Source organism: Kitasatospora sp. Ki12 (genome assembly GCF_054601375.1).
Genome location: NZ_BAAIHT010000001.1, coordinates 38,213 through 62,178, shown reverse-complemented (window position 1 = coordinate 62,178; position 23,966 = coordinate 38,213). Strand labels below are relative to the sequence as shown.

Genomic DNA, 23,966 nt, shown 5'->3' with positions numbered 1-23,966 from the left:
AGAGACGTCGTAGCTGTACACGTAGGGGCCAACGAGCGAGAGGGACGGGGGATGCGGGGCGCTCACGGGGGCGCGCCCATGCGTGGGGCTTATGACGGGGGTATGAGAGGAACTCATGGGCGTGGTCATGAGAGGGACTCATGGGCGGCGTCATGAGAGGAGCTCATGGGTGCTGCTCATGAGCGGGTCTCATGAGCGGGTCTTATGAGCCGCGCTCATCGGTCGGTGCCCATGAGCGGGGCTCATGTCGGCCGCCGGTGAGGCGCCGGCCCGAGCCGGAAGCGGCCCCCGGGGTGGAGGGGAGGCCGCCTTCCGGCGCGTACGGGCGGGGAGCGCGGATCAGGTGCCGGCGAGCGGGAGGGAGGCGGCGACCACCTGGCCGAGCGCCACGGCCCGTTCGAGCGCCTGGCGCAGCAGGTCCTCGCGGGGCTGGCGGCCGACCATGCCGGCCGGGACGGCGTACATCGTCACCTCGGAGAGCTGGCTGGCGGCCATCCGCCAGGCGTCGGTGACCTGGAGCGGCTGGTGCGCCTGCCACCAGCCGGTGCTGCCGCCGGCCGCGGCGGGCTGCAGGATCGCGTGCAGTTTGCCCATCGCGACCAGGACGGACCAGCCGGGCAGCTGCTCCGGGGTCTCGTCCAGGTCGGTGACCGGCTGGAAGCCGGCGTCCTGGAGGAGGTCGAGGAACTCGTCCTCGCCCGAGGTGCTGCCGGGACGGCCGACCGGCCCGGTGGGCTCGACCACCAGCGAGGCGTGACCGACCTTGCCGTGCAGGACCAGCCCGCAGGTGATGCCGAGGATGGCGGCCTGGCCGGGGGCGGTCGGCTGGGTCACGGAGCCGGCGGCCGGGGCGGGCGCCGGGAAGGTCGGCGCGGGGGCGGGAACGGCGAGGTCCGGGGCACCCGTCTGGGACTGGCTGATGCTGCGGACGGCGCCGGCCAGCTGCTCCTCGGAGACCGGCACCACCTGGGAGGGGATGCAGCGGGCGTGGGCGAAGGCGAGTACGGCGGTCTCGTCGCCCACGAACAGCACGGTGCTGGTCGGCTCCACGTGGGTGTCGCCGGGGGTGCGGCAAGAGGTGCACTCGTAGCTGTCGGGGGCGCGGTCGCCGCCCAGTAGGCGGTCGGCCTCGTCGTCGCCGATCTCGGACCGGACCTCGTCGCTGACGTCGAGCATGCGCGGCACAGGGGTCTCCTCGGATGGGTGCGGGTGAGTCTTCGGGGGCGGACACGGGGAGGTCGACATGACCAACGGGCCCTTGTGTCAGGCGTCACGGGTGCTCGTCGAGGCTGACGGGAATTGCCCCGGATCCGACCGCGCCGCGTGTTCTCCTGGTCGCAATCTGTCGATGTCGGTGACGGGACTGCCGGAATGAAACCGTGAGGTGGGTCACGCGGCGACGATGTTTGATCTAGGAATCAACGGTTAAATCCGACATTTCGGACAAGATTGTGTGGGCCTTACCGCCGGTAACCCTTGGCTGAGCTGGGCAGACCGTCCGGGTTTTGGAATCCCCGCCGACCGGCTCGTAGCTTCTTGGTCGGCGCAAACAGCGCCACCCGGGTTCACCCCCGACGCACAGCCCCCCGGTCCGCCGGGCGTGGCAGGTGCCCGCCGACGCGACCGCTCGAACAGGTCGTCGGCGAGTGGCTGGGTGACCGGGGCGGCAGCGGCACGTCCGATACGTGCACGGCCGTCCGACGGACGCGGCAGGCGAAAGCGGCCCCTCACGGGGTCTGGTTCCGCATGCCCGCCCCGGGGCTGTCGAGAGGAACCTCATGACTTTCCGTAACGAGACCGCCGCTGCCACCACCTCCACCGCCACCAAGCGCAACCGCGTCCGGATGGCTGTCGTGGCGGGCGCCGCTGTCGCGGCCCTGCCGGTGGCCGGCCTCGTCACGGCCACCTCGGCCTCCGCCGCCTCCGTCTCCACCTGGGACGCCGTCGCCCAGTGCGAGAGCGGTGGCAACTGGGCCATCAACACCGGCAACGGTTTCTACGGCGGTCTGCAGTTCACCTCCAGCACCTGGGCCGCCTTCGGTGGCACCGCCTACGCCTCGCAGGCCAACCTGGCGACCAAGGCGCAGCAGATCGCCGTCGCCGAGAAGGTCCTCGCCTCGCAGGGCCCGGGCGCCTGGCCCGTCTGCTCCGTCAAGGCCGGCCTGACCAAGGGCGGCGCCCCGGCCGCCGTCGACACCTCGGCCGCCGCCAAGCCGGCCGCCCCGGCCGCGAAGCCCGCCGCCCCGGCGGCGCCCGCCGCGAAGCCGGCCGCCCCGGCCGCCAAGCCGGCGCAGGCCCCGAAGCCCGCCGCCCCCAAGGCCGACGCCGCCCCCAAGGCCGCCGCCGCGCCGAAGGCCGACGCTCCCAAGGCCGACAAGGGTGCCAACACCTGGACCGGCTCGAACGACGCCAAGCCGGCCAAGGGCGACTACACCGTCAAGTCCGGTGACACCCTGAGCTCCATCGCCGCCGCGCAGGGCCTGGACTGGCACGACCTGTACAAGAACAACACCAAGGTCATCGGTGGCAACCCGGACCTGATCTTCCCGGGTCAGACCCTCAGCATCTGAACTCCCCGAGTTCGCTGAGCTCCTGAGCTCCTGAGCACCTGGGGCCGGCCGGGCCCGTGAGTGGCCGACAACGGCCGCTCGGGTCCTCGCCGGCTCCGGCTTCCACGGCCGCTCCTCCCCTCGCGCGGGTCCTCCGCCGAGTGGCGGAGCGGCCGTCGGCGTTCCGTGGCGGCCGGCTCGTGGCGTGCCTAGGGTCGGCTGCCATGCCGCATGCGTGTGATGAAGGCGGGCGCCGGGTCGTGGTCCGGGCCTGTACCGCCGTGGTGCTGGTGCTGGCCGTTGCCACGGGCGGGGGCGGGGGCCGGGCCGGCGCGGCCGCCCGGGTCGCGGACATGGTGTGGGACGTACTCGCCGACTGCGAGAGCGGCGGTGACTGGCAGGCGGACACCGGCAACGGCTACTACGGCGGGCTGCAGATCCAGCCGTCCACCTGGGCGGAATCCGACGGCCTGCGCTTCGCCGACCGCCCGGACCGGGCGAGCCGACGGGAGCAGACCACCGTCGGCGAGGCGATCGTCCGGCGGCAGGGGTGGGAGGCCTGGCCGTCCTGCGCCCGGGAGTTGGGGCTTCTCGGTGGTGGGTCCGGCGCGGCCGGTGGACACCGGGCCGGGCTCGGGCAGGGCCCGGCGGGTCCGGGGTGAGCCTTCGACGGGTCCCGCGCCGGGGTGGTGCGGGAGGATGGTGGGGTGATCCAGGGCGAACTCTTCGGCGATCCGGCCGAGGCCTCCGGCGCTTCCGGGAGTCCCGGGGCGGGTACGCGAGGGCGCCAGGAGCCGGCCCCCGGCGCCGTCCTGCTCCCCGGCTGGCTGGACCTCGACGCGCAGCTGCGCCTGATCGCGGCCTGCCGGGAGTGGGCCCGGCCGCCGGCCGGCCTGCACACGGTGCGGATGCCCACCGGCGGGACGATGTCCGTACGGATGGTCAGCCTGGGCCGGCACTGGTACCCGTACGGGTACCGGCGGGTCGCCGAGGACGGCTCTCCCGTCAAGCCCTTCCCGCCCGAGCTGGGCCGCCTCGCCCGGCGGGCCGTCGCGGAGGCGTACGGGGACGCGTTGCCGGAGATCGCGGGCGCGGCCTCGTACGAGCCGGACGTCGCGATCGTCAACCACTACCCGCACGGCGCCAGGATGGGCCTCCACCAGGACCGCGACGAGCGGACGGACGCGCCCGTGGTCTCGTTCTCGCTCGGCGACCGCTGCGTCTTCCGGCTCGGGAACACCGAGACCCGTACCCGGCCGTGGACCGACCTGGAGCTGCGCAGCGGGGACCTGCTGGTGTTCGGCGGTCCGGCCCGGTTCGCGTACCACGGGGTGGTGCGCACGCTGCCGGGGACGGCGGAGCCGGAGCTGGGGCTGGTGGGGCGGCTCAACATCACGGTGCGGGAGTCCGGGCTGGGCGCGTGAGCGGTCGGCGGATCGTTCACCCGTCGACACGTCCACTCGTCCACTCGTCCACTCGCTGACTCGCTGGCTCGTCCGCTCGTCGCCCGAGCACTCGTTCGAGTGAACCGGGTGCTCGGGCACGAGGAGCGGGAATGTCCCGGGTCGCCGGAGAATTCGAGTGAGCTGGAGAATTCGATCGGAGTCCGCACCCGGAAGGCGCGGAGTCCGGAGAGGAAGCGTGCTCATGGGTACCCCCGTCGACGACCTTGTCGATCTGCTCGACCTCGAGCAGATCGAACTGAACATCTTCCGCGGGCGCAGCCCCGAGGAGGCGCTGCAGCGGACGTTCGGCGGCCAGGTCGCCGGGCAGGCACTGGTCGCGGCGGGCCGCACGGTGGACGACCAGCGCCCCGTCCACTCGCTGCACGCCTACTTCCTGCGCCCCGGCGTGCCGGGCGTGCCGATCGTCTACCAGGTCGACCGGATCCGTGACGGCCGCTCCTTCACCACCCGCCGCGTCCTCGCCATCCAGGGCGGCCGGTCGATCTTCGCCCTCACGGCCGACTTCCACAGACCCGAGGAGGGCGGCATCGAGCACCAGCACCCGATGCCGGAGGTCGCCGCCCCCGAGGAGCTGCCCAGCGCCCTGGACGAGGTCGGTTCCCGCCTCGGCGAACTGCCCCCGTTCATCAGCCGCCGCCAGCCCTTCGACATCCGCTACGTCGACCGGCTGCGCTGGACCAAGGAGGAGCTCGCCGGTGTCGAGGCGCGCAGCGGCGTCTGGCTGCGCACCAACGGCCGGCTGCCGGACGACCCGCTGATCCACGTCTGCGCCCTCACCTACGCCAGCGACATGACGCTGCTCGACGCCGTCCGCGCCCCCGTCGAGCCGCTGTGGGGCGACCGGCACTTCGACATGGCCTCGCTGGACCATGCGATGTGGTTCCACCAGCCGTTCCGGACCGACGAGTGGCTGCTGTACCAGCAGGAGTCCCCGATCGCGCACGGCGCCCGCGGCCTGGCCCGGGGGCAGATCTTCGACCGCCACGGGCAGCTGGTGGTCTCCGTGGTGCAGGAGGGGCTGTTCCGGCCGCTGAAGCGCCAGGACGGGTAGCCGCCGGGCTATCCGTGGTGTGTGCTCCGTGTTGAGCGGTGTGTCGGTGCGTTGCCGCCGCATTGCGGTTCCGGCGGTTCCGGACCGGCGGGAATGATCCGTCCCAGCGGGCGGTGTTGTGGATGACCGAGACGGGCGGCCCGAACGGCGGGCCGTCCGCGGACCGACCGGGAGGGTGACCGATGACGGCGACGGCCGCGGAGGACTGGAAGCACTGGAGCGACGGGCGGGCGGCGTCCGTGAGCGCGCTGCACGGCCAGCTCGCACTCACCGGTACGCACTGGCTGGAGCCCGGGCCCGCCGGGATCCCCGGCCTGCCCGGGCAGTGGTGGGCCGACGCCGAGGGCGTCCGGGTCCGGGCGACCGCGGGCGACGGCATCACCGTGGCCGGCGCCGACGGGCCGGTGGACGGCGAGGTGCTGCTCCGCCCGGACAGCGACCCGGCCGCCGACACCGCCACCCTGGGCGACCTGTTGCTCGTCCCCATCGAGCGGGAGGGCGAGCTGGCCCTGCGGGTCTTCGACCCGGCCTCGGAGCGCCGGACGGCCTTCGCGGGCATCTCCGCCCACCCGTACGCCCCCGAGTGGGCCGTGCCCGCCGTCTTCACCCCGTTCGACGGCGAGGCCCGGTCGGTCGTGGTCCCGAACGCCGACGGCAAGGAGCGCCCGCTGGCCGTCACCGGGCAGATCGCCTTCACCGTGGCCGGCGAGCACCGCACGCTCACCGTCAGCCGGTCGGGCGACCGCCTGAGCGGCGTGATCGCGGACGCGAGCAGCGGCATCGACACCTACCGCTTCCGCTTCATCACCCTGCCGGCGCCGGACGCCGACGGCCGTACGGTCCTCGACCTCAACCGGGCCTACCTGCCGCCGTGCGCCTTCTCGGACCACTTCATCTGCCCGTTCCCGCCGCCGGGCAACCGGCTGGACTTCGCAGTGGAGGCGGGGGAGAAGCAGGTGCTGACCCGGTAGCGGGCGCGGGGGCGGGCAGGCAAGTGCGGGTGCGGGCCCCCGGTGCGGGGACGGCCGGGGGCGGGGCGGAGCATGGGGAACTATGTCGAACGATCAACATTCCGCCTCCGCCGCGTCGGCGGACACCCCACCCGCCGCCGAGCCCGCACCCGACCCCGCGGGCGAATCCACCGGCCCCCTACCCGAGGACCCGGTGGCCACCGCCGCACCGTGGTACCGGAAGGCCTTCGCCGACCTCAGCCCGCTGCGCGACAACGCCGACTACCGCCGCGTCTGGTTCGGCCAGGCCGTCTCCTCCATAGGCCAGCAGATGACGGCCGTCGCCGTCTCCGTCCAGGTCTACGACCTGACCGGCTCCGCCTTCGCCACCGGCCTGGTCGGCATCTTCTCCCTCGTCCCGCTGGTCGCCTTCGGCCTCTACGGCGGCGCCATCGCCGACACCGTCGACCGGCGCCGACTGGGCCTGATCGGCTCCGGCGGCCTGGCGGCCGTCTCCGCCGTGCTGGCCGCCCAGGCCCTGGCCGGCCTCGGCACGGTCGCCATCCTGTACGTCGCCGTCGCCGTCCAAGCCGGCTTCTTCGCCCTCAGCTCACCCGCCCGCTCCGCGATGATCCCGCGACTGGTGCCCGGCCACCAGCTCCCGGCGGCCAACGCCCTGAACACCGTCAGCATGAACCTCGGCCTCACCGTCGGCCCCATGCTCGGCGGCGTCCTCATCGGCGCGTACGGCGCCCAGGCCGCCTACCTGCTCGACACCGTCGCCTTCACCGGCACCCTCTACGCGATGTGGCGCCTGCCCGCCATGCGCCCGCTCGGCGAACGCAAGGGCCGCGCCTCCGTCCTGGACGGCCTCCGCTTCCTGCGCGAGCAGCCCAACCTGCGCACCAGCTTCCTAGCCGACCTCGCCGCCATGGTCTTCGGCATGCCGCGCGCCCTCTTCCCCGCCATCGCGGTCACCTTCTACGGCGGCGACGCCGGCACCGTCGGCCTCCTGGTCTCCGCCCCGGCCGTGGGCGCCCTGATCGGCGCGCTCTTCTCCGGCTGGGTCAGCCGGGTGCACCGCCAGGGCGTCGCCGTCCTCGCCGCCGTCGCCGCCTGGGGCCTCGCCATCGCCGCCTTCGGCGCCCTCCACAACCTCTGGCTAGGCCTCCTGCTGCTCGCGGTCGCGGGCTGCGCCGACACCGTCAGCATGATCTTCCGCAACACGATGATGCAGGTCGCGGCCCCCGACGAGATGCGCGGCCGCCTCCAAGGGATCTTCATCGTCGTCGTCGCCGGCGGCCCCCGCCTCGGCGACTTCGAGTCCGGCACCGTCGCCGCCCTCACCAACCCCGCCACCTCCGTGATCAGCGGCGGCATCGCCTGCGTCGCCGCCGTCCTCCTCCTCGCCGCCCGCCGCCCCGCCTTCCTCGCCTACGACGCCCGCCACCCCACCCCCTGACCCCACCACTCCCGAACCTGGCAGCGAGCACCCCCCGACGTGCTGTATTGTTTTCCACGTCGCCGGGACAACCGGAGACAAGGTCGAGAAGCCCACAGCAGAGCCCCCCAGGCCCTCGCTGAAGGCACCGAGACCACGGGACGTGGCGCAGCTTGGTAGCGCACTTGACTGGGGGTCAAGGGGTCGCAGGTTCAAATCCTGTCGTCCCGACGTGAGTCGGAAAGGCCGTTGGCCGGGAGAAATCCCAGGTCAGCGGCCTTTTGCATGACATGGCGTCAGATTCAACAAACGGTTGTTCGCATGCGGCTGGGGACCAGTTGGGGACCAAGTGGTCTCGAAGTGGTCGCATCCGGGGACCGAGGGGTCTCTCAATGGGCATTTCGTGCCTCGAAATTGACTACCCACGGTGACCGAGACCGAATCGTGACCAACGATTTTCCGACACCCCATGACGCAATCCGGCCATGTTTTCGGGCAGTTGAGCGACCGCTCCCGAATCTGTCAAGACGTCAGCCGACTTCGTGACCTCGCGCCGGAGGCGTCGCGCGGCACCTCCCGGACGCCTCCGCAGGCCCGCTCGGGAACCTGCTTGCGACCCCTGATCATCTACACACGGTGACCATCGCCGAGACAGCGCGAGTGGGAGAATCGGCCGACGACCACGACCGCGCGGAGGCCGCAGGGTGCTGGCAGGCGAGTTCCGACACAAGGGCGCCGGCCCACTGCTGGGCGCCCGACGGCCCGGCGAGATAGGGCCCTTCGGACCGTACGGATCCGGCGACCGGGCCGACTCGGCGATCGGTCGCCTCTCCGATCCCGGCACGCAGGAAGAGGGGAGCGCAGATGCCGAGTCATGAACCGACCGACGGGCCGCCCCCGTACAGCGCCGGCCCCGGTGACGGCGCGCCGCTCGGGCCGTGGGCCGGGGCACAAGTCACGGCCTGGCGCGGCAAGACCGGTGCCCTCTGGCACGCCGATCCGAACTGCCACGCCCTGCGCAGCCGAGCCGTGGAGGAAGTCTTCGTCCAGCCGGCCGAGGGCACCCTGGGCGACCGCAGGCTGCCGGAGAACCTGCACTGCCCACCGCCAGGCCCGCTCCGCGACTACCTCACGGCGGCCCGGAAGCTGGAGGAGTACGAGCGCGCGACGGAGATCGGGCACGAGCAGCTCGCCGACGGTCGGCTGCCGGTGATCGCCTTCGGCGCGCTGACGGCCCGGAGCGAGGTGATCGACGCGCTGGAGAGCGATCCGTTGGAGTCCTCCTGGCGCTCGGCCCGCCGGCGCCGCGACGAGCTCGTCGACCGGACCCGCCCCATGCTCGCCGGGCGTCTCCCGCTGCTGCTGGCCGCCCAGTGGGTGCTCACCGGCAAGACCGCAGGCCAGTATCAGCACCGCTACACCGACTTCGCCGACGTCGTCATCGACGCGTTCGAGAACGAGGGCCGTGCCTTCGTCGGTCTTTACGACTACATCACCAAGGACCTGCTGCCCCGCTGGCTGCACGACGTCACAGCCGGCTACGCGCCCAACCGGGCGAGCGAACGGATGGCAACGGAGGAGGCCCGCCGCCTGGAGCAATCCCACCAAGCGCCGGAGCCCGAGGACGTCCACCGCGTGAGCCAGACCATCGCACGTATCGGGCAGGACTGGTCGGACCGCCTCGCGCACCTCGCCGCAGCGCACGACGGCCAGGTGATCGCCCTTTTCAACGCGGAGCGGTTGCCGATGGACAAACCGCTGTGCGACCTGTTCATCACCGTGCTGCCCTGTGCGCACCTGCATACCCGCGACTTCGTGTGGACAGCTGGCCGTGTCCCGGCGGTGCTCGGCCAGTTCTTCTTCGACAAGCATGCCGGTGAGCGGATCGGCGTGATCCTGGAACCCGACGACGTGGCTGCCTTCGACCCGGCGACCTGTGTCCTGTTCCTGCGCAACCTCGTGACGCAACTGGGCCAGCCGGACCTCGCCGACTACGTCGAGGCCGGCGTCGGAGCCGCGGCATCGGACGACGTCCGAGCCGACTACCCGGCAGCACGGCTGAGGTGGCCGCATGGGGGCCTGGTCTACGTCTACCCGGGACTAGGGATGACCAGCGAGGACCTGCTGCCCGCGTTGTATGCGGCCAAGGATGGGGTGAGCGTCCCTGCTCCCGGGCTGTGACCTCGTGACTGTCGGGGTCCCTGCGGTGCGAGGCGCATCGACGCTGACACGTCAAGGCCCTTCCGGTCAAGGGCGCACCTTCGGCTGCCAGGGGCGAACAGCCACACCCCCGGCTTCGCGGGGCGAAGTTGGCGACCAGCTTTCAGTCGACCTCGAAGTGGGGCACACCCCTGGCCTCGCGGGGTGAACTCGAAGTCGTTGGTGAAGTCCGGCGAGTCCTCCGGCGCACTCCCGGCCGAGCGGGGCGGGCGTTCTGGGCTTCGACTGCTCGGGCCTGAGTGGCTGTTGATGCCCCTATGGATGTCAACTTGTGGTTCCGTCGGGTTTTGCGTGGCACACGGCTGTCCTGCTGGGGGCGATGAGTCGGTAGATTTCACGTGCGGCGTATCGCTTCAGGCACCTGATGATCTCCCGGCGGGTCTTGCCCTCGGCAAGGCGTCGCCGCAGGTAGTCCTGGGTGCGGTCGTCCCAGCGAAGGCGGCTGAGGACGATCCGGTAGAGGGCGGCGTTAGCCTGTCGGTCGCCTCCGCGGTTGAGCCGCCGTCGTTGGGTCTTTCCGGAGGATGCCTCGACGGGGCTGGTGCCACACAGGGCGGCGAAGGACGCTTCGCTGCTGAGGCGGTCGGGGTTGTCGCCTGCCGAGATCAGCAGGCTGGCGGCGCTGTCCGGGCCGACGCCGCGCGTGTCGAGCAGGCCGGGGAAATGCGCTTCGACTCCCGCGGCTATCCGCTTGTTGAGGCTGTCGATCTCCCCGGTCAGGTACTGGATGCGGCCGGCGAGGAGCTTCAGCACGTGTCGGGCAGTGTCCGCCGGCCCGTCTTCCTGCGAGTCGTCCAGTTCGGCACACCGCTTGAACAAGTGCGGATTGCTCAGCCCGGCCAGCGCCTCGCGCAAGGCGGCGTCGGCCGAGACCAGGACGCTCTTGAGCTGGTTGATGGCCTGGGTCCGGGACTTGATCGCGGACGCTTTCGCGAGCTTGAGCAGTCGCAGTGCTTCGACCGGACCGTCGCTCGTCTTCGCGGTTGCGGTCGCGCGACCGGCCAGCACTGCGCGGGCCGCCGCTTCCGCGTCAACGGCGTCGGTCTTGCCACGGCGTCGACGCGCCGCCTTGTCGGGCTGGTTGACCTCGGTCACCTCGATGCCCTCGGCGCGCAGGAATCGGGCGAGCGCGGCGCCGTAGGAGCCGGTGCACTCCACCCCAGCCCGGTGCAGGGCACCGAACGAGCGTGCCCAGGCGACGAGTTGGCGATATCCCTCGGTGGTGGCCGGGAAGGTGCGGCCGTCCAGGGCGGCGCCGAGGACGGTGACGACGGCCGCCGCGTGGAAGTCCTTGTGGGTGTCGACGCCGAGGAGGATCTCTTCGCCGGGATCGGCCGGGGTGTGACGCTGGGCAGCGGGCTGCGTGATGCTGGGCAAGGTCGCCTGTCTCCTGATCGCCTCGGAACCGGTAGCCGTCGCCGGACCGGGGAGGTCAAGACTGTGATCGTGCCTGTCGCGAAGGCCCCTATCGGGACACGTCCCCTGCCCGGCGGCAGCTGGAGCCGCTTCGGGCGGTGGCCGACAGATCAACAGAAAGGCACCAGGGCCAGTCTTTCCGCGAGTCAAGCCGCCGCTCGAAGCGGCACCAAATCATCCTCACAGTCTTTCCGGGCGTGAGGGCTGTGTTTCCGCTGCTCAGGCATAGGGTCGGTGGCCTCGGGGAGTGGTGACGTGTTGAGTCGCCGCTCGTGTGGAGGTCGGGATGCCGTCGGTTGTGGGGCTGCTGGAACAGCGTGAGCTGAGTGCTCGCCGTCGTGTGGACGACCTGCGGGCGGAGGCCGACCGTATCCAGGCCGAGCTGGTGGTGGCCGAGCGGGAGTTGAACGAGTGGGTCATCGCCCGTTCGCGTGTCGACGAGGTGCTGTCCCCGGGCGGAGGTGACGGTGCCGGCCCGGATGCCGCAGAGGAGCCGTCGGATCGCGGTGTACCGTCGGCTCTGCCCGCATCTTCGGGGGCGGCGAAGCCGAAGTCGGTGGTGCCGATGTGGCGTGCGGGGCTGGCCTGGTCGGTACTGTCGGTGGACTACCAGCGCATCCTGCAGGTGCTCGCGGACCGGAATCGTCTCGGCCAGGGGCCGCTGACGTGCCAGGAGATGGCCGCCTGCTTCGGCCTGGACCCGGTGCCCGGGAAGGTGGAGGCCCTGCGGTCGAAGGCGAAGCGGCTGACAGCGCGGGGGTGGCTTGCCGAGCCGACGCCGGGCCTGTTCACGCTCGCGAAGGCCGGGGCCGGGCAAGGCGCCGGGTCATGAGCATCGTCGCCGACCAGTAGACCATCGCCTCCGCGCTGGTGGTGCAGCGTTCGAAGTCCCGCACGAGGCGACGGCTTCGCATCAGGTGGGCGAAGAACCTCTCCACGATCCACCGCTTGGGCAGCACGACGAAGCCGCGCATGTCGTCAGTGCGTTTGACGATGGCGAGGACCAGGCCGAGGGCGGCCAGGCAGTACTCGACGAGGCTGCCGGTGTAGCCGCCGTCGGCCCAGACCAGCGCCAGCAGGTGGTGCGCGTCGGCCACCTGGGCGAGCAGGACGTGGGCGGCGGCGCGATCGCCGATGTCCGCGGCGGTGACCATCACCCCCAGCAGCAGACCGAGCGTGTCGACCACGACGTGGCGCTTGCGGCCGTTGACCAGCTTGCCGCCGTCGAAGCCGCGGCTGTCGGCGCCTGCGACGGCGTCCGCCTTGACGGACTGGGAGTCGATCACGCCCGCGCTCGGCTCCCGATCCCGCCCCGCCTTCTCGCGGACCTCTCCGCGCAGCCGGCCGTGGAACTCCTTCACCAGGCCGTGGTCGCGCCAGCGGCGGAAGAACGCGTAGACCCGGTCCCACGGCGGGAAGTCGGCCGGCATCGCCCGCCACTTCGTTCCGTTGTCGACGAGGTAGCGGATCGCGTCCAACATCGTCCGGTGGCAGTAGGCCTCCGGCTGACCGCCCCGGCCTCGCAGCCAGCCCGGCACCGGCAGCAGCGGCCGCACCACCGCCCACTCCGCGTCCGACATGTCCGTCGGGTAGCGGCGCTCGCGCGCCCCGTGGTCGGCGGCATTCCCGAACCGGTGAGCGAGGCAGTCACACGCGAGGGTGACCGAAGTGGACCCCGCTCCCGCGATGGCGTAGAACTGCGACAACAGGGCCTCCTGGAACGCTCTTTGGCGTAGACACCCTTCGAGCTACCAAGAGGCCCTGTTCTCATGCCCGGCACCCACCGAAGTCACCCGATCGAGACTCCCGTTCGACCAACACCGCTCAAGATCGGAACGACAACAGCCACTCATAGCCCGCGCGGGCGTTGGCGTCGCGGATCGCGGCCATCGCCAGGCGCAGGGAGCTGACGGGCGCGCCCGTGCCGTCGCGGCCGCCGCGGCGGCGCAGGTGGGAGATGTAGGAGACCATGTTCGCTTCGCTGGTGCGCGGGCCCGAGTGGCGGCCGTTGTCGGCGCACCAGCGGGCGAAGTAGCGCCACTGTTCGGCGTAGGTCTGGCTGGTGCGCGCCGGCCGGGCGGTGGCGAGGTCGTCGGCCGCGTCCTCGGCCAGTCATCGCGAGGTGGGTTGAGCCATGAGTGACCGAGGGCAAAGCGGGACCCGCGACTATGCGCCCATCACGGAAGTCCAGCTGCCGCCGGACCCGGGCCTTGGCGGCCTTTCCGCGCTCATCCGTCTCGATACCCGGCCGCCGTCCCCCGTGCGGGCAGACGGTGGCGGACCCGGAGGATGGCTGAATGTCGGCACCCGTCGAATCCCCCGTCCGCTGAACGCTTCCGAGCGAGCCGTGCGGGAGGATCCGGTCCCGAGCCAGGAAGGCATTGCCCTCCCGCCGGGCGGGGCCGCACAGGCCAGGCCGCAGAGGTCCGCCAGGAACGCGGCGGCGGCTGGCAGCTGCCCCTGCAGGCCGGTCGTCCAGCGCGAGAACTGCTCCGGGGTGAGGCCCGGTGGCGGGCCTCACCCCGGGCGCCTCACCACACGGTGTCGAGGATCTGCAGGAGTTCGACGACTCGTGCCGTCTGCACCGGCGCGAGGTCGGGATCCGGGGCCACCGAGTTGAAGACCAGGGCGAGCATCACCGCCGTGTCCAGCCGGTAGAGCACGTCGGCCACAGGGGTGACGGACGGACTTCCCCCCGCCGCTTCGTAGCCCTGGCGAATGGCCTGCTCGTCCAGGCCGTTGTCCGGGATGAGCGCGTACTCGGACAGGCGCGCCAGCTCCATCGCCGGGTCCCCGATCAGCACGTTGGACCAGTCGATCAGCGCGGCGACCTCCCCCCGGCTGCACAGCAGGTTCTGCCGGCGCAGGTCCAGGTGGAGCAGCGCGGGCCGGGCCGAGGTCTCGGCGAGCCTGGCGGTGATCGCCGCGCGGGCGGGGATCTCGCCCAGGCCCGGGCGCAAAGCCAGCAACCGGGCGAACCGGTCCGGCAGTCGTTGCGCGAGCAGTTCGGGAACCGGCCGGCCGCCCTGGACGACGGGCGCGATGTCCGGAACCGGCTTCCGGTGCAGAGCGGCGACCAGCGCCCCGACCTCGGACCAGTCCGGAGTCTGGGAGTCGGAGTCGACGAAGGACGAGACCAGCACCGGTGTGCCGGTCCGGGTGTGCTCGATGCCCAGGGCCCGGGCGACGGGGAAGCCGTCCGCGGCCAGCCACTGGGTGAGCCGCAGCTCCTGCTCCAGCAGGGCGTGCGCGCCGACGCCGACGTTGTTCGCGGTGTGGAACGTCCGGGCGCGCGGCACCCGCAGCACCACGTCACCGCGCCCCGCCCCGGCCGGCGGGCTCGCCAGGTAGACGAGGAACTCCACCCCGCTGCTCAACACCTCCGGCGGGGTGTAGCCCAGCGAGGCCGCCAGTTCGGCGAGCCCGTCCGTGACGTCCTCGTCCCCGGCCGGTCCGGTGGTCGCCTGGTCGGTCATCGGACGGCATCCGCGAGTGCTGCGGCGCCGGGGACGGCGTCGTGATCGGCGGCCGTACGCCGCCACATGTGGTGGAGCCAGTCCTCGTAGGCAGGACCCCGCGGCTCGTCCAGCACCAGGCAGAGCGGCTCGATCACCCGTCCGGGGCCGCCGGCCAGGCCGCCGTGGTGCATCGTCAGATTGTCGCCGATCAGCAGGTCGAAGCGCTCGCTGGGAGCCAGGATCTCGTAACGTTCACGGAACTCCCGCCAGTTGAGCCCGGCTCCCAGGGCCGTGACGTGGCAGAACACCCGTCGCACCTCCCCCTCGCAGCCGCCGCAGGGGCACCGGGTACTGAGCACACGCAGCAGCGGGAAGCGCTCCTTGGCCGCATCCGCGAGCGGACGCTCGCAGTGCAGCAGCGGCGTGGCCAACAGCGCCTCCTCGGTCAGCCCGAGGAACCCGGCGACGGTGGGGTAGGAGGATCCGTGGCGCTGGGCCGCGGCGAAGGAGGCGCGGATGTTGCGGGCGAGCCAGCGCGCCGTGCTCACGCCCTGCGCGTCGCCGCGCGACCGGCGGACGTCGTCGAGGACGCGCAGCCAGTCGTAGTAGGTGGTGACACTCAGGCCCTCCCCGGGGCTGGCGATGAAGATGCCCTGGTACAGCTTGTGGGGGTGGGTGGTGGTGTACCCGGTGTCCGAGAACGTGCGCAGCGACGGATCCCACTCGGGGTCGTCGAGCAGGCTCGGCGTCAGGTAGGAGGAGTGCTGGCCGTCGTGGTGCGGCAGCAGCGTGCGGACCTGCCGTTCGTCCGGGACGGGTGTGGGCTGCGCCGCGTCCGCCTCGACGTACAGCTCCTCGGGCGCTCCGTCCCGCACCAGTTGCTCGCGCAGCTGCGCCGTGAGACGGTGCGCCACCTCGCGGCTGTCCTGCTCGCCCCAGCGCAGCGCCCCGATCCGGAAGACGACGAAGCCGTGCCGGCGCAGCGCCGTCGCGCCCTCGGCGGCCACCGCCGGCAGGGAACGGTCCCACCGGGCCCGGTCGCCCAGGGTCGCGCAGTCGATCAGTTGTTCAGTGACGGGAAACCTCACCTGACACCTTCCTCAAGCCCTTCTCCGTGCATTGTCTGGCATCGCTCGACGCTACTTGACCGCCAGGAACCCCTCGAAGCAGATGTACTTCTGCATCGACATGACCTGGCTGAATCCGGCCCCGCGGAGCATGTCCACGTTCTCCTCGCTGGTGAGGCAGTCGAGGACCCCTTTCAGGCTCCGGGACTTCCCGAGCACCTCGTCCGGGGTGTACCCCTGGTTCATCTTGAACTCCTGGTACGTCTGCTGCATGAGGTCCTGCAGCATGGGGGTGGCGGACCGAACCTTCTCGAACACCACGACGGCCCCTCCCTCCGGGAGCGCGGAGCACAGGGAGGCCAGCAGGACCCTGCGCCGTTCCCGCGGCATGAACTGGAGGGTGTAGTACAGGGTCGCGAAGTCCAGTCGGTCGAACTCGATGGCGGCGGCGTCCGCCTCCAGGATCGAGATCTCCGGGTACTTCGCGCACTGCTCCGCGGCCGCCGCCGCCATGCTGGGCTCCACGTCGATCCCCAGGAACCTGGCCCCGGTGCCCCGGTGGCGCTGCGCCAGGGTGCGGATCAGGGTGCCGGTCGAACAGCCCACGTCCAGGACGAGGCCGGCCGGGCGGACGAAGAAGTCGGACAGCTGGGCGACCAGTTCATGACCCTCACGGTAGAGCGGGACACTCTTGCTCACATGCTCGTCGAACGTCTGAGAGACGCCCCCGCCGAACGTCCACCGGGCGGGTTCGGCGTGGATCCCGTCGCCCACCGGTAAGGGCGCGGCTACCGTCCTTGACACCATGTCGTTCTCCCATCACATTCCTCTTCTCACGATTCGCGAGCGCCGGTTCCCCGCTCGCCGGAGTCGGTCGGCAACGTCTCCCGGTACAGGACGCGGGCGACGGCCAGGGCGCACAGGACGGTGGCCAGACCGCCCAGGACGAAGGGCGCCCGCAGCCCCCAGGCGCCCGCGGCGGCCCCGGACAGCAGGCCGCCCAGCGGCATCGCGCCCCAGCCCAGCAGCCGGTAGACGCTGTTGGTGCGTCCCAGGAACTGCGCCGGAACCATCATCTGCCGTAGGGACACCACGACGACGTTCCACACCGTCATCGCGAACCCCATCAGGACGAACGCGGCCAGGGCGGACAGCAGTTCGGCGGCCAGCCCGAGAACCAGGGAGGCGGCGCCGATGGCGACGAGCGCACCGGTCAGCGCCGCCCGGCGCTCCAGCCGCCGGACCAGTCGTGGGGCCAGCAGACCGCCCGCGACGCTCCCCACCGCCATCGCGGTCAGCAGCAGTCCGTAGTACCGCCCGGCCAGGCCGAGTTCCCGGGTGGCGAACAGCACGAGGACGGCCAGCTCGCCGAGGAAGACGGCGTTCGCCACCGCCGACGCCAGCGCGAAGGACCGCAGCACGCGGCTGCGCAGGACCAGCCGCCAGCCCGCCGCGATCTGCGCCGCCATGGGCTCCTTGGCGGCCCGCTCAGGCGGGACGCCCTCGGTGCGCACACCGGCGATCAGGAGACCGGAGGCCACGAAGGAGAGGAGGTTCACCGCGAACGGGAGGGACCGGGACAGCGCGAAGAGCGCCCCTCCCACGAGCTGCCCGACGAAGTCGCGGCCCGCCGTCACCCCGGTGAAGAGCCTGCCGTTGGCGGGCTCCAGGTCCTCCTTTGCGACGACGGCGGGCAGGAAGGACTGCGCGGCGCACTCGAAGAAGACCTCGCCGACACCCAGCAGCGCCGACACGACGAGCAGCAACGGCAGGTTCGGCCCGTCCGCCCGGAGCACGGCGATCAGAGCGACGACGGCCAGCGCGCGGCCGACGTCCGCAGCGACCATGATGCGCCCGGGGTCCGTCCTGTCGACGAGCACGCCGGCGGGCAGTGCGACGAGTAGCCACGGCAGGCTGCCCAGGACCGTCACCAGGGAGAGCAGGCCGGGATCCGAGGTGACCTGCGCGGCCAGGACCGGGAAGGCGGCGAAGTGCATGCCCGTCCCGACGGCCGAGACCGTGGCGGCGGCCCAGGTCCGGCGGAAGCCGGCGCCGAGCCCGCGCTCCGCACCGCCCCGGGTCCCCGCGCGCAGGCTGGTGTTCATGCGTCCGCTCCCGGGCTCTCTCCCGGGGAGAACACCGTGCACCGCAGCTCGCTCGTGTACCGATGCCCGTCGGGGGAGAACCACAGCGTGTCCGGGCCGGGCAGCATCTCCGAGAGGGTGACCTGCCCGCCGTCCCGGCGCGCCATGCGCAGCAGCTGCCGCACCAGGAGCGGTGCGTCCCAGTCCACGTAGACGGGCTTGGGCTCCGAGGCCACCTTGGCGAAGACCTGGGCGGGCAGCTCCAGTTCGGCGCGCAGCCGAAGGGCCGCGGCGAAGTCGGCGCTGTCGTCCCCGCCGGTCCGGCCCCCGGTGAGCCGCTCGGCGGGGACGCGCCACTCCTCCCGTTGGAGGACCACCCGTCCGCACGTGATGCGGGGGATGTGCGAGCGGTGCCGCACCGGCAGGACGCCGCCGCCGAAATGCCGGGGGAAGGCGAACACGCTGAGCGGGTCGCCCAGGATGCTCGGCGTGCCGGCCGGCGCGGCCATCAGCCGCAGTCGCCCCGGCAGCGAGGCGTCGCGAAGCTCCAGTCGACGGTCGGTCACCCGGACGAACACCGACTCCGGGGTGATCACCCTGTCGCGTGGCAGCGGCGAGCGGCCGGCCACCTCGAAGTCGGGCAGGCCCAGGTCCACCCGGGCCGACGTCTTGGCCCCGTGCTCGCGGACGATGTCGACCACGACCTCGTCCTCGGCGACGATGCCGGCGTAGTACCGGGCGACCAGCTCCGGCAGCTGCGGGAACTCCTTCGCCAGCAGGGGGGCGATGCTGGTGTGGGTCTGCAGGTCACGGACGGCGTGACAGTCGCCGATGACCGCCAGGAAGTCGCCCGCGGCGAGCTCGGCGGCGCCGTCCGCCACGAACATCACGTCGGGGTTGAGTACGGCGCCGGGCCATGCGCGGCAGCCCGCGAGCAGGTCTCGTACCGACTTCTCGGCGACCTCCACCCGGTGCCGCCGGGCATTCCGTGGCAGCAGCACGTCGGTGACCTCGGCGGCCTTGTCCGCCAGTCGCTTCTCGACGGCCGCGACCTCGGCGGTCAGCCCGGCCACGTCGGCGAAGAAGTCCTCGTACAGCGTCCTCAGAGGGATGTCGTGTCCGGGACCGTACCGGCTCAGGCACCAGTGGTGCAGGAGCTCGGTCTCCAGCTGGATCCGCAGTCTGGGCAGCACCAGCACCAGCTCGTAGGCGAGCGTCAGCTCCCGGGAGAGGAAGTCGGTGATCGCGGGGCCGACAGTCAGGTCGCGCAGGGTGCTGCGGCATTCCTCGAACAGGACGCTGCGGTCGGCGTAGATGTCGCCCTGGCCGCGGTTCGCCGAGCGTCCGGTGGTCTCCTCGAAGCGGCGTTTGATCCGGTCGAGCAGCACGGGCCTGATGTCCGGGCCGGCCTGCGCGAACTCGACCAGCAGGGCCTGGAGCTCGTCGGTGAGGCGCAGGAGGTCGGCGGCGGCGGGGTGCCGCGGCAGTGCCGCCCGCAGGTCGCCCAGGGCGTCGACGGTGCCACTGGGTATCTCGAACTCCGCGATCAGCCAGCCGTCGGCCGTCAGGTCCGCGACCACCCCGTCGAACAGGGTCGGGTCGGTCGGTTCCTGCGGATGCCGCGCGTGCCACAGGCGACGCAGCTCGCGCAGTTCGCTCCCGCCGTCGCTGTGCCGCAGGATCCAGGCCTCGACGGGGCTCAGAGCGCGCTCCGCCGACTTCCGGAACCGCCAGTTGCCGAAGTCCGACACCGCGGCGGTGGCGAACGCGAAGCGCTCCGCGCGTTCGTCCCGCAGGAAGGTGAGCGGGTGGCGCCTGGGCCGCACCCGGTCGGCCAGCCGCGTGTCGCGCAGGGCGGTACGGGCCAGCTCCTGGGCGGCCCAGTGCGTCAGGAAGACGGTACGGACCGTGTCCGCGCCCGCGGACCAGCCCAGTTCGCCGTGCTCGGTGAGCCGGGCCGGGGTGAAGGGGCCGAAGTGGGAGTGGGTCTCGTTCTTCGTGCAGGCCCGCTGCAGGTAGCGGGCGAGCGTGTCGACCCGGCTGCGCTCGGCCGCCGAGAGCGGTCCGCTGCGGGTGTCCAGCCAGTCGGCGAAGAAGGCGTACTGGGCGTCGTTGGACAGCAGCAGCATCTGCCGCAGGGCGTCGTCGTCGAACGCGCAGACGACGGCCGCGCGGCCCGCGTCCAGCGCGGTGCGGTGGGCGCGCGCGAACTCCCGTCCGGCCTCCCGGCTCAGCCGTACGGCTTCCTGCCACTCCTCGAGGGCCCGCTCCGTGTCCGGGCCCAGGGCTCGCAGCCGTCTGAGGTGCCGCGCCCTGAGGTCCCGGCCCTGGCCGAGGCGCCCGGTGATGTCCGGATGGGCGTCGCCCAGGGCGTTGCGGTGGAGCAGGGCGCGCAGCCTGCCGGCCGCCGCGCGTTCCGCCGCCTCGGCCCGGTCGGTCCGTGCCGCCTGTGCGCCCACCTCCGGTGCCCGCAGCGGGTCGAGCAGGGCCAGCGGGAAACCGGCCTGGCGGAGGAAGGCGAAGGGCAGGACACGCCATGAGGCCGTGGGGCCGGTGTCCGGTATGCCCGGTAACATGCGTCGGATCTCCTCGGTGTCGGACGGTCCGTCGGTCGGCTGGACGGTCCGTCGGTCGGTCGGCTGGACGGTCGGGTTGGCTGGTCGGTTGGCTGGTCAACCGGGGTGAGCCGGTGTCAGGCCGCTCTCAGGGCGTTTCCTCAGGAGCAGAGCAGGGCCTCCACCAGTGCCTGCGGGTCGGGGGATCCGCCGCCTGGCAGGAGCCCCGGGCCGGTGGCCCAGGGTTTGATCCGGGTGCCGTGGAAGTCCGAGCCCTGGGTGGCGACGAGCCGCAGCCGGGAGCACAGCCGCAGCACGCTCTCGGCCTCGGCCCGAGTGTGCCAGGTGGTCCACGCCTCCAGGCCGGCGAGGCCGGCCTCGCGAAGCCCGGCCAACGCGTCGAGGCCCTCCGGGGCCTGTGCCAGGGCGCGGGCCGGATGGGCGAGTACGGGCACGCCTCCCGCCGTCCTGGCCCAGCCGATCACTTCCGGCAGTGGCGGCCACGCGGGCTCCGGCACGTACAGGGGACGGCCCTCCTCGAACCAGTCGCGTTGCAGGTCCAGCAGCGTGCCCGGCGTGTAGCGGGCGAACCGTTCGTCCCCCGCCGCCTTGTGGAGCACGAGGCGCAGGATCTCCCCGAAGTAGGGGATCCGGTCCGCTCCGACCAGCGACTCGACATCCGCCCAGGAGAGGGGGACCCCGATGGCCCGTATCGCCTCCACCCGCTGCCGCAGGCAGGCGAGGTGGTCGTCGTGGATGCGGCGCACCCGGCGCGCGAAGTCGGGGTGGAGCGTGCCGTAGACGAGCAGGTGGGTCTCCCGGCCCAGCCAACTCGTGGTCACCTCGCAGCCGGCGATGCAGTGTCCGCCGAGCCTCTCGAACTCGGCGCGGAAGACGCTGGCCGAGGCGAAGGTGTCGTGGTCCGTGCAGGAGGCCACCGTGACTCCGGCGGCCGCGGCGTGGCGCGCGAGCTCCTCCGGGGCGAGGTCCCCGTCCGAGGCACGGCTGTGCAGATGCAGGTCGACCGTGGTGGGCCGCAGGGCGGCGGCGGTCACGAACGCTCCCGGGCCACCAGCGCCAGCCCGCCGGAGAAGACCGCGCAGCGCAGCTCGCTGGTACGCCGCCCACCGCCGACGTCGAGCCACAGCTGGTCCGGGGCGGGCAGCATCTCCGTGAACTCGACGGCCTCCTCCACCTTCCTGGCCAGCCGGAAGAGCTGTCGCACCAGCAGCGGCGAAGTCCAGTCCACGAACACCGGCTTGGGCTCGCCCGGGATCTTCGCGAAACCGTGGCGCGGAAGTCCCAGCTCGGCGCGCAGCCGGCAGGCGGCGGCGAACTCGGCCGCGTCCCCGGCCGCCCGGTGGACGCCCGGGCTCCAGCCGCGCAGCGCACCGGGCGGTATCCGCCACAGCTCCCGTTGGAGCACCACCCGGCCGTACCGGATCCTGGGCAGGTGGGCGCGGCCCGGCCCGCGCAGCCCGAGGCCGCCGAAGTGCCGGGGGAACGAGAACGGGACCAGGGGATCCCGGCGGATGCTGGGGCCCCCGGCCAGTGGCGCCATGAGCCGCAGGCGCTGCGCGACACCCTCCGCGCGCAGCTCCAGCCGGCCGTCGCGCACGATGACATGGCACTGCGCCGGGTGGAGCACCCGGTCCCGCGGCTTGCCGGACAACCCGTGGACCTCGAAGTCGGGGCAGGGGTGGCTGAGGGCCGTGCCGGTCTTGTCCCGGTGGGAGCGCACCACGTCCACCAGCAGTTCGTCCTCGGCCAGCAGCGCCCGGTACCGGCGCTGAATCTCGTCGAGCAGCTCCGGGGCCTCGGACTGGAGCATCGGCGCGAAGCTGGAGTGCGTCAGCAGTTCCCGAACCGCATGGCACTCACCCACGACGGCCAGGTAGTCGCCCCGGTCCAGCGCCTCGCGGTCCCGGGCGGCCAGCAGCACGTCGGGGTTGCAGACGGCGGGCAGCGGATCGGGCTCCCGCGCGATCAGCTCCTCCAGCAGGCCGGCCTCGAGCACGACCTCGTGCTCCCCGGTGTCGTGCTCCCCCAGCAGCGCCTCGGCGATGTCCGCCTCCAGGCGCGCCACCTCGCGGTCGACCTCCTCGCAGTCCCGGTCCAGGACCGGCTTGTGCGCGAAGAACCGGGCGTAGAACCGCTCCAGGGGCACCGGGGTGTCCGCCCCGAACGTGCCGGCGACCCAGTCCCGCAGCAGCTCACCCTCGCGCCGCAGCCGGCGGCGGGAGGCCAACAGCGCGAGGTCGTACGCCGGCGCCAGCTCCGTGCCGAGCGTGGCGGCGACGTCGGCGCCGACCGTCATGGACCGCACCGGTCCGTAGGCCTCCTCGAAGACAACCGTGCGGTCGGCGTAGTGCCGTCCGCCGGCCCGGTTGGCGGACTGCTGCGTCATCGCCGAGAACTCGGCCTTGATCTCCTCCAGCGCGGCGGCCCGCCGGCCGGGCGGGGCGCTGGCGAACCGCCCGAGGGCGAGCTCCAGCCGCCCGACCAGGGCGCGTTCCTCCGCGCCGTCCGGTCCGGCCTCGTCCAGGAGGCGGGCCAGCACGCCGAGCGGGTCCGGGTCGCCGATCGGTATCTCCCAGCGCGCGACGACCCAGCCGTCCCGGTGCAGGGCGTCCAGGACCCGGTCGAACTCCTCGGCCGCGGCCCGGGGATAGCGCTCGTGCCACGCGCGGCGCAGCTCGGCCCGGCTCCTCCGGCCGTCGCAGCGCTCCCACACCCAGCGCTCCTCGGGCGTCGCTTCGGCGACCCCGTCCGGCAGGAAGCGCCAGTCTCCCGCCGTCCCGCTGCTGGTCCGGAAGGCGTACCGTCGCAGCTCGGCGCCTTCCAGGAAGGCCAGCGGGCGCCGCCTGGGCCGCACCAGGTCCCGCAGACCCGGCCGGTCGCTGAAGACCTCGGCCAGTGCCTCGCCGGCCCAGTGCGCGAAGAAGGCCCGGCGTTCGAGCCCGCCCTCGGACCAGGCGACACCGCCCGGCCGGGCGGTGACCCGCACGGTGGACAGCGGGCCGAAATGCGAATTGGTCTCGTTCTTGGTCGTCACCCGCTGCAGGTACATCGTCAGCAGATCCGTCATCCGCCGCCGGTGCCCGGCCGATCCGGCGCCGCCGCGGTCGAGCCAGTCCGTGAATTTCCGGTACCCGGCGTCGTTGGAGAGCAGCAGCACCTGGCGCAGGGCCGGATCGTCGAAGGTGTCGACCACGTACTGCCGTCCGGCCTCCAGCCGCGCCGCGTGCTGCGAGGTGAACTCGCGCCAGGCACCGTCCAGTTCGGCGACACCCCGGTTGTACGCGTCCAGCGCCTCACATCCCGCGCCGTCGAGCCGGGGCCGGATCCGCACGCGGGCCTGCTCGGGCACGCACCGCAGCATGCCCAGATCGGAGGCCAGATCGCCGTCCTTCCCGATCCCGTGCTCCCGGAACGCCGCCTTCACCCGCTGGGCCAGCCCGGTCACCGCACGCGTCAGGGCCAGCAGCTCCTGCGCTTGCCCGGCCGCGGCCTCATCGGCGAGCGGACCCAACAGGTCGAACGGGAAGCCCGCGTACCGCAGCAGGCCGATCGGGGCGAGATCCCACCCGGCCACCTACCGCTCACCTCGGCACATCTCGTCACCCCAACCGTGCGGAACACCCATCACGGACCCCCTGTCGACCCTTCCCCGTCAGATTTCCTCACAGGCCCGCCGCGTCGGGACCGG

General features: G+C 72.4%; 19 protein-coding genes and 1 tRNA gene. 9 read left to right on the top strand and 11 right to left on the bottom strand.

The window, feature by feature from the left end; genetic code table 11:
* Positions 1 to 339: 339 nt before the first annotated feature.
* Positions 340 to 1,185 (bottom strand): hypothetical protein, encoded by an 846-nt coding sequence (locus tag ACYP53_RS00265; protein ID WP_189925524.1) that lies wholly within the window; start codon positions 1,183 to 1,185, stop codon positions 340 to 342.
* Between the two features lie 593 nt (positions 1,186 to 1,778).
* Here ACYP53_RS00265 and ACYP53_RS00260 point away from each other — a divergent pair.
* From ACYP53_RS00260 to ACYP53_RS00225, 8 genes are all read left to right on the top strand, one after another.
* A complete protein-coding gene (locus tag ACYP53_RS00260; RefSeq protein ID WP_189925527.1) occupies positions 1,779 to 2,570 on the top strand; it encodes a LysM peptidoglycan-binding domain-containing protein in 792 nt (263 codons plus the stop codon).
* Positions 2,571 to 2,773: 203 nt separating this feature from the next.
* Positions 2,774 to 3,211: a transglycosylase family protein gene (locus ACYP53_RS00255; RefSeq protein WP_459646323.1), complete on the top strand. Its 438-nt coding sequence runs from the start codon at positions 2,774 to 2,776 to the stop codon at positions 3,209 to 3,211.
* Between the two features lie 150 nt (positions 3,212 to 3,361).
* A complete protein-coding gene (locus tag ACYP53_RS00250; protein ID WP_229929223.1) occupies positions 3,362 to 3,973 on the top strand; it encodes an alpha-ketoglutarate-dependent dioxygenase AlkB in 612 nt (203 codons plus the stop codon).
* A 223-nt stretch (positions 3,974 to 4,196) separates the two neighbouring features.
* Positions 4,197 to 5,066, top strand: a complete 870-nt coding sequence (locus ACYP53_RS00245) for an acyl-CoA thioesterase (RefSeq protein ID WP_189925531.1) — start codon at positions 4,197 to 4,199, stop codon at positions 5,064 to 5,066.
* A gap of 182 nt (positions 5,067 to 5,248) precedes the next feature.
* Positions 5,249 to 6,037 carry a DUF1684 domain-containing protein gene (locus ACYP53_RS00240; RefSeq protein WP_189925533.1) on the top strand — a complete coding sequence of 263 codons (789 nt, stop codon included), beginning with the start codon at positions 5,249 to 5,251 and terminating at the stop codon, positions 6,035 to 6,037.
* 82 nt (positions 6,038 to 6,119) lie between these two features.
* Positions 6,120 to 7,478 (top strand): MFS transporter, encoded by a 1,359-nt coding sequence (locus tag ACYP53_RS00235; RefSeq protein WP_189925535.1) that lies wholly within the window; start codon positions 6,120 to 6,122, stop codon positions 7,476 to 7,478.
* 136 nt (positions 7,479 to 7,614) lie between these two features.
* A tRNA-Pro gene (locus ACYP53_RS00230) sits at positions 7,615 to 7,688 on the top strand.
* A 633-nt stretch (positions 7,689 to 8,321) separates the two neighbouring features.
* Positions 8,322 to 9,638, top strand: a complete 1,317-nt coding sequence (locus ACYP53_RS00225; RefSeq protein WP_459646322.1) for a hypothetical protein — start codon at positions 8,322 to 8,324, stop codon at positions 9,636 to 9,638.
* A 303-nt stretch (positions 9,639 to 9,941) separates the two neighbouring features.
* Here ACYP53_RS00225 and ACYP53_RS00220 read toward each other — a convergent pair whose 3' ends face one another.
* Positions 9,942 to 11,045, bottom strand: coding sequence for an IS110 family RNA-guided transposase (locus tag ACYP53_RS00220; RefSeq protein WP_459647929.1), 1,104 nt, complete (start codon positions 11,043 to 11,045; stop codon positions 9,942 to 9,944).
* Positions 11,046 to 11,379: 334 nt separating this feature from the next.
* Here ACYP53_RS00220 and ACYP53_RS00215 point away from each other — a divergent pair, with 334 nt between their 5' ends.
* Positions 11,380 to 11,925: a hypothetical protein gene (locus ACYP53_RS00215; protein WP_459646321.1), complete on the top strand. Its 546-nt coding sequence runs from the start codon at positions 11,380 to 11,382 to the stop codon at positions 11,923 to 11,925.
* Here ACYP53_RS00215 and ACYP53_RS00210 read toward each other — a convergent pair.
* The 9 genes from ACYP53_RS00210 to ACYP53_RS00170 form a co-directional block, all read right to left on the bottom strand.
* Entirely contained in the window at positions 11,882 to 12,799 is a 918-nt protein-coding gene (locus ACYP53_RS00210) for an IS5 family transposase (protein ID WP_459646320.1), read from the bottom strand. The genes ACYP53_RS00215 and ACYP53_RS00210 overlap by 44 nt on opposite strands.
* Before the next feature lie 118 nt (positions 12,800 to 12,917).
* Entirely contained in the window at positions 12,918 to 13,064 is a 147-nt protein-coding gene (locus tag ACYP53_RS00205; RefSeq protein WP_459646319.1) for a hypothetical protein, read from the bottom strand.
* Positions 13,065 to 13,624: 560 nt separating this feature from the next.
* Positions 13,625 to 14,569, bottom strand: coding sequence for a phosphotransferase family protein (locus tag ACYP53_RS00200; RefSeq protein ID WP_459646318.1), 945 nt, complete (start codon positions 14,567 to 14,569; stop codon positions 13,625 to 13,627).
* Positions 14,566 to 15,639, bottom strand: a complete 1,074-nt coding sequence (locus ACYP53_RS00195) for a hypothetical protein (protein ID WP_459646317.1) — start codon at positions 15,637 to 15,639, stop codon at positions 14,566 to 14,568. The genes ACYP53_RS00200 and ACYP53_RS00195 overlap by 4 nt, the downstream gene beginning before the upstream one ends.
* Positions 15,640 to 15,690: 51 nt before the next feature.
* Positions 15,691 to 16,317: a methyltransferase domain-containing protein gene (locus ACYP53_RS00190; RefSeq protein ID WP_459646316.1), complete on the bottom strand. Its 627-nt coding sequence runs from the start codon at positions 16,315 to 16,317 to the stop codon at positions 15,691 to 15,693.
* 134 nt (positions 16,318 to 16,451) lie between these two features.
* Entirely contained in the window at positions 16,452 to 17,723 is a 1,272-nt protein-coding gene (locus ACYP53_RS00185; RefSeq protein WP_459646315.1) for an MFS transporter, read from the bottom strand.
* Positions 17,720 to 20,278: a lantibiotic dehydratase gene (locus ACYP53_RS00180; protein ID WP_459646314.1), complete on the bottom strand. Its 2,559-nt coding sequence runs from the start codon at positions 20,276 to 20,278 to the stop codon at positions 17,720 to 17,722. Before ACYP53_RS00180 ends, ACYP53_RS00185 begins: the two co-directional genes overlap by 4 nt.
* Positions 20,279 to 20,418: 140 nt before the next feature.
* Positions 20,419 to 21,312 (bottom strand): PHP domain-containing protein, encoded by an 894-nt coding sequence (locus ACYP53_RS00175; RefSeq protein WP_459646313.1) that lies wholly within the window; start codon positions 21,310 to 21,312, stop codon positions 20,419 to 20,421.
* The gene (locus tag ACYP53_RS00170; protein WP_459646312.1) at positions 21,309 to 23,852 is read right to left on the bottom strand and encodes a lantibiotic dehydratase; all 2,544 of its coding nucleotides are present in this window, start codon (positions 23,850 to 23,852) and stop codon (positions 21,309 to 21,311) included. Before ACYP53_RS00170 ends, ACYP53_RS00175 begins: the two co-directional genes overlap by 4 nt.
* Between the last annotated feature and the right edge of the window lie 114 nt (positions 23,853 to 23,966).